Genomic DNA, 5,521 nt, shown 5'->3' on the forward strand with positions numbered 1-5,521 from the left:
GGCCCGCCACTTCGCGCACGCGGGCATGGTGGGCCTCGACGGGGAAAAGATGAGCAAGTCCAAGGGCAATCTTGTCCTGGTTTCCAGGCTCCGGGCTGACGGGGAAGAACCTGCCGCGATCCGCCTCGCGATCCTGGCCCACCACTACCGCACGGACTGGTCCTGGACCGCCGCCGGATTCGCCGAGGCCAAAGACCGGCTCCGCACGTGGCGCGAGGCCCTCGCCGTGGCGCCGGAAGGCTCCGCCGCGGCCCTGGTTGGCTGGCTGCGGACCGAACTCGCCAACGACCTGAACGCGCCCGGCGCACTCGCCGCTGTCGATTCCTGGGCCAAGGCCGCCCTGGCCGCCCCGGGGGAGGCCTCGGCCACGGACGCCGCGCTGGTGAGCGACGCCGTCAACGCCCTGCTCGGCGTCGAACTCTAACCGGATTTCGATCGGCCCCGGCCGGAGAAGATCCCAAAACCCAGCTGCCGTCTCCACGGTGGGAGCGTCGGCCGGTCAGGACGAAGCGGCCTCGATGATCTTCTCGTCGCCCTCGTTCACGGCTTTGACGACGGCGTCGTAGTCACCACTTTCGACAGCCTTGCTGACCTTTTTGGTGGCCTTGCTGATCGCCTTGTCGACGCGGTCGAGGTAGAGGTCATCGACGATGGCAACGATCGCCGAGGAGCCCGGCGGCAGAAACTCCTCCGCGTTGACGCCGATGGACTTTTCCTCATGCCGCTTCCTGATGGCACCCACACCAGCGCCGATCCCGGCACCGATCACGCCGGACAGCAGCAGTGGCGGAGCGAACAGTCCGACCACCAGCCCGCCGACTGCGCCGGCCTTGGTGCCGCCGGCGACCAGTCCGCCGCCGTGCTCCTTGACCTCGGTCTTGCCCGAGGAGTCACGCGACAGGACGACGGCAGCCGCGACGGCCGCGTCGTCCATGCCCTTGATCGCCTTGAAATCCTCCGCCGCCGAGCCCTCGTCGGCGTACGACGACACGAACAAGATGTAGTTGTGATCTGTCATGGTGTGCCCTCCACTCGGTGTTGGCCGGCGTCGCGGCCAGGTCCAACTCTCGCCGCGACAGGCGCCCGCCGTCAGGGTCATAAGACTCTGGTCCGGGGAAAGCGGGACGCGGGCTAGGGCTTGTCCTTGCCCCGGCGCTTGAGGTAGCGCTCAAATTCGCGGGCTATCGATTCACCGCTGGCCTCCGGGAGGTCGGCGGTGTCCTTGGCCTCCTCCAACTGGCGCACATACGCCGCAATTTCCGGATCCTCTGTAGCGAGCTCGTCCACGCCGCGTTCCCACGCGTCGGCCTCCTCCACGAGTTCCGTGGTGTCCAGCGGGACCTGGAGCAGCTCCTCGACCCGGTGCAGCAGGGCCAGCTGAGCCTTCGGCGACGGGGCCTGGGCTACATAGTGCGGCACGGCCGCCCAGAGCGACACGGTCGGGAGCCCGGCCAGCAGGGCCACCTCGCCGAGCACGCCCACAATCCCTACCGGGCCCTCGTACTGCGAGGCCTCCAGGTCCATCCGCTCACGCAGTGCGGCGTCGTCCGTGGAGGTACTGACCGGAATGGGCCGGCTGTGCGGCACGTCAGCCAGCAGCGCACCGACCAGGATGACGTAGTCGACATGCAGGGCCTCGGCATGCACCAGCAGTTCCGCGGTGTAGGCACGCCACTTGTAGGACGGCTCGGTGCCCTGGACGAAGATGACGTCCACGTTCGAGTCGGGGACGCTGGCCTTGAAGATCCGCGTGGACGGCCACTTGATCTTCCGCTCACCGGCCGCTGTCCGCCGGATCGTGGGCCGGGTGAACTGGAAGTCGTAGTACTCGTCGGCGTCGATCGCCCCGACCTTCTTGCCGCCCCAGAGCTTGTTCAGGTAGCGCAGGGCATCGCTGGCGGCCTCTCCGGCGTCGTTCCAGCCTTCGAAGGCCGCGAGCATGACGGTGATGCGCCGGCCCTCGGGGACTGGCTGCAACAGCCGCTCCGGCTCGGAGACGGCGCCTGGTTCGGTGGGGTCTGCCTCGAAGCTGTTCATGCCATCACCCTACGTCCAAGAACCCGCCGAGCGCAGGCAATCGCGCGCCAAGGAACCGCAATTTCCGCCCGGAATCCCACGGTCGGGCGCGTGGAATTCGCCGTAGGCGTAGCGCGGGCGCCCGGCCGCGGGCTTCCCCGTAGACTGGAAGGCATGCGATCCTCAGCTTCCCGGCCCCTCCTTAAAGCAGCGCTCTGGGACATGGATGGCACCATTGTCGACACCGAGCCCTACTGGATCGCAGCCGAGCACGCACTCGTCGAAGCCCACGGCGGACAATGGTCCCACGAACAGGCCATGCAGCTCGTGGGACAGTCCCTGATGTTTTCCGCGGGAATCCTGCAGGAAGCCGGCGTGGCCCTGGAACGGCGCGAGATCATCGACACCCTCACGGGCCACGTGATCAGCCAGGTCCGGAGTTCCATTCCTTGGCGCCCCGGGGCCCGCGAACTGCTCGACGAACTCTACAACGCCGGCGTCCGTTGCGCCCTCGTCACCATGTCCGAGGCCCCGCTGGCCCGGGAGATCGTTGCGAGCCTGCCCGAGCCCTACTTCGAGTTCCTCGTCACGGGAGACACTGTGACCCAGGGCAAGCCGCACCCGGAGGCTTACCTCACGGCCGTCGAGCTCCTGCAGCAGCAGGATCCCGAGCTCGGCCTGCATCACTGCGTGGCCCTGGAAGATTCCGTGCCGGGTGTCGCCGCCGCCGTGGCCTCCGGCGTCGTCACGGTCGCCATCCCGCACATCCTGCCCCTCCCGCACGATCCCCGCCGCGCCACCTGGAACACCCTGGAAGGCCGGACAGTCGCTGACCTGGAGGAGCTCGTGGCCCTGCGGCACGACTTCCCCGACGCCACCTTCGGCGCCGCCGCGGACCCAACCGGCCGCTTAAGTACGGTCTCGACCACAGTCTCGACCACGCTCTCGACCGCGGGCCACTCCCGTGGCTGACACCGGCAGCCAGGGGCAACGCGGAAAGACTCCGGCTAACCGCCGGGAAGGGATCCCGCTGGGCCGGATCGCCGGCATTCCGGTATTTCTGGCGTATTCCTGGTTCATCATCGCGGCCTTCACGGTGATCGCCTACGGGCCGGTCCTGCAGAGCAACAATCCGCGCCTCGGCGTCACCGCCTTCTTCGTCGCCTTCGCCTACGCGCTGCTGCTCCTGATTTCCGTGCTGGCCCATGAACTCGCGCACGCGCTGACCGCGAAGCTGTTCCACTGGCCCACGGAGAAAATTGTCCTCAACCTCTGGGGCGGCCACACCCAGTTCCAGAGCTTCACGGCCTCACCCGGCCGCTCCGTCCTGGTGGCGATGGCCGGCCCGGCCGCGAACTTCGTCCTTGCCGGCGCAGGCTGGCTCCCGCTTGCCTACGGCGACCTGAACGGCGTGGCCGACATCCTGGCCAACATCTTCGTCTGGGCCAACCTGCTGATCGGCATCTTCAACGTCCTTCCCGGCCTTCCGCTGGACGGCGGCCGGCTGGTCGAATCCGCCGTGTGGAAAGCCACCGGCAGCCAGGAGAAGGGCACAATTGCGGCAGGCTGGGCGGGCCGCATCATCGTGATCGCCCTCGCCCTGTGGTTCATTGTCCTGCCGCTGGTCAGCGGCGCGCGGCCGGATATTTCCTTCACCCTCATCACCGCGCTGGTGGGCAGCTTCCTGTGGATGGGTGCGTCGGCCTCGATCCAGCAGGCCCGCCTGCGGGGCCGGCTGCACCTCGTCGACGCCGCGGCCCTCGCCGAACCCGCCCTCGGCCTTCCGGAAACCGCGACGGTCGCGGACCTCCTGGACCGGGCGCCGGGCGGAAAGCCCGCCGTGGTGCTGTGCGACAGGGACGGCCGTCCGGTGGCCATCGTCGACGCCGGCGCCGCAGCCAGCGTGCCTGCCGGACTGGCCGCAGCGACTGCCCTGACCGCGGTCTCCTACCCCCTTGGCGCGGGCGCCTATGTCCCCGAATGGTCCAAGGGCCAGGAGCTCGTCCAGTACCTGGCCCAGCTTGAGGGCCAGGAGTACGCGGTGGTGAACCGCGAGGGCGCCGTCACCGGGCTGCTGCGCCAGTCCGCCGTCGTCCGGGCCATCACGGGCAAGTACCGGAACGAACGCCAGAACCAGGGGCAGAACCGGTAGAGTTACTGGGCGGTCGTGAATTTCCGGCCCCCACGCGCAAGGACCGGTGCCCGCCGGCATGTCCGCGGCCACACAGCTTTACAGGAGCGAGGAACATCTTCATGAGCAGCGACACCGCCGCAGGCACTAACACTGCCAACACCACCGCCGCCGCAGGAACCGACACTCCCACCGCCGGGGCCAGCAGTGCCGCCGGCGCGAATGGTGCCACCGGCGCGGCGCGCCGCCGCGGACCCTTCCGTGAAGGCGAACGCGTCCAGCTCACGGACGAGCGCGGCCGCATGAACACGATCACCCTCGAAGTCGGCGGGGCCTTCCACACCCACCGGGGCTTCCTGAACCATGACGAGATCATCGGCAAGCCCGACGGCTCAGTGGTGGTCAACAACGTCGGACAGCAGTACCAGACCCTGCGTCCGCTGCTCTCGGACTTCGTGCTCTCGATGCCCCGCGGGGCGGCCGTCGTCTACCCCAAGGACGCCGGCCAGATCGTGACCATGGCGGACATCTTCCCGGGCGCACGCGTCGTCGAAGCCGGCGTCGGCTCGGGCGCCCTGTCCATCTCCCTGCTGCGCGCGGTGGGGGACAACGGCTACCTGCATTCCTTCGAACGCCGCCAGGAGTTCGCGGACATCGCCCGCGGCAACGTCGAGACCATCTTCGGCGGACCGCACCCTGCCTGGAAAATCTCCCTTGGCGACTTCCAGGAGGAAGTGGTGCGCACCGAGGAACCCGGTTCCGTGGACCGCGTGGTCCTGGACATGCTCGCGCCGTGGGAATGCCTCGACGCCGTCGCCACCGTCCTGGCCCCCGGCGGCGTGTGGATCAATTATGTCGCGACTGTGACGCAGCTTTCGCGGACAGCCGAAGCCATCCGCGCGGACGGACGCTTCACCGAACCCGACGCGTGGGAATCCATGGTCCGCGGCTGGCATCTCGAAGGCCTGGCCGTCCGCCCGGACCACCGCATGGTCGCGCACACGGGCTTCCTGCTGGTAACCCGCCGCCTCGCCGACGGCGTCACGGGAATTTCGGTAAAGCGCCGCCCCTCCAAGACCGACTTTAACGAAGAAGACGTCAACGCCTGGACCCCGGGCGCTGTGGGCGAGCGTGCGGTCTCGGACAAAAAGCTCCGCCGCGCCGCCCGCGACGCAATCGCCGGAACGAACGTCGTCGACGCCCCGGAGATAACGAACTAGGCAGCATATTTCGGATGTCTCCAGCGGCACCCGCCTTCTTAGGGCTATGGTCTTAACAGAAGAGCAGGAAGGGGCTGATGCACGATGGAGACTCCGAATACTGACCCGGGCCGCACACCGGCCGAGGACGCAGCGGATGCTGCCGCCCGCACGG

Annotated in this window: 5 protein-coding genes and 1 pseudogene; 4 read left to right on the forward strand and 2 right to left on the reverse strand. The window is 68.3% G+C overall.

The window, feature by feature from the left end; translation table 11 throughout:
- Positions 1-424, forward strand: a pseudogene (locus Y706_RS27770) (cysteine--1-D-myo-inosityl 2-amino-2-deoxy-alpha-D-glucopyranoside ligase); the annotation flags it as partial.
- 75 nt (positions 425-499) lie between these two features.
- Here Y706_RS27770 and Y706_RS0104115 read toward each other — a convergent pair.
- The gene (locus Y706_RS0104115; protein ID WP_028275575.1) at positions 500-1,018 is read right to left on the reverse strand and encodes a DUF1269 domain-containing protein; all 519 of its coding nucleotides are present in this window, start codon (positions 1,016-1,018) and stop codon (positions 500-502) included.
- A gap of 113 nt (positions 1,019-1,131) precedes the next feature.
- The gene (locus Y706_RS0104120; RefSeq protein ID WP_018772914.1) at positions 1,132-2,037 is read right to left on the reverse strand and encodes a PAC2 family protein; all 906 of its coding nucleotides are present in this window, start codon (positions 2,035-2,037) and stop codon (positions 1,132-1,134) included.
- A gap of 153 nt (positions 2,038-2,190) precedes the next feature.
- Between Y706_RS0104120 and Y706_RS23555 the strand changes: the two genes are divergently transcribed.
- From Y706_RS23555 to Y706_RS0104135, 3 genes are all read left to right on the forward strand, one after another.
- Positions 2,191-2,988 carry an HAD family hydrolase gene (locus Y706_RS23555; protein WP_084475910.1) on the forward strand — a complete coding sequence of 266 codons (798 nt, stop codon included), beginning with the start codon at positions 2,191-2,193 and terminating at the stop codon, positions 2,986-2,988.
- Entirely contained in the window at positions 2,981-4,168 is a 1,188-nt protein-coding gene (locus Y706_RS0104130) for a site-2 protease family protein (protein ID WP_028275576.1), read from the forward strand. Before Y706_RS23555 ends, Y706_RS0104130 begins: the two co-directional genes overlap by 8 nt.
- A 101-nt stretch (positions 4,169-4,269) precedes the next feature.
- A complete protein-coding gene (locus tag Y706_RS0104135; RefSeq protein WP_028275577.1) occupies positions 4,270-5,367 on the forward strand; it encodes a tRNA (adenine-N1)-methyltransferase in 1,098 nt (365 codons plus the stop codon).
- Positions 5,368-5,521 lie beyond the last annotated feature (154 nt).

The organism is Arthrobacter sp. I3 (genome assembly GCF_000520575.1).
In the GTDB taxonomy this organism is placed as follows: Bacteria; Actinomycetota; Actinomycetes; order Actinomycetales; family Micrococcaceae; genus Arthrobacter; species Arthrobacter humicola_A.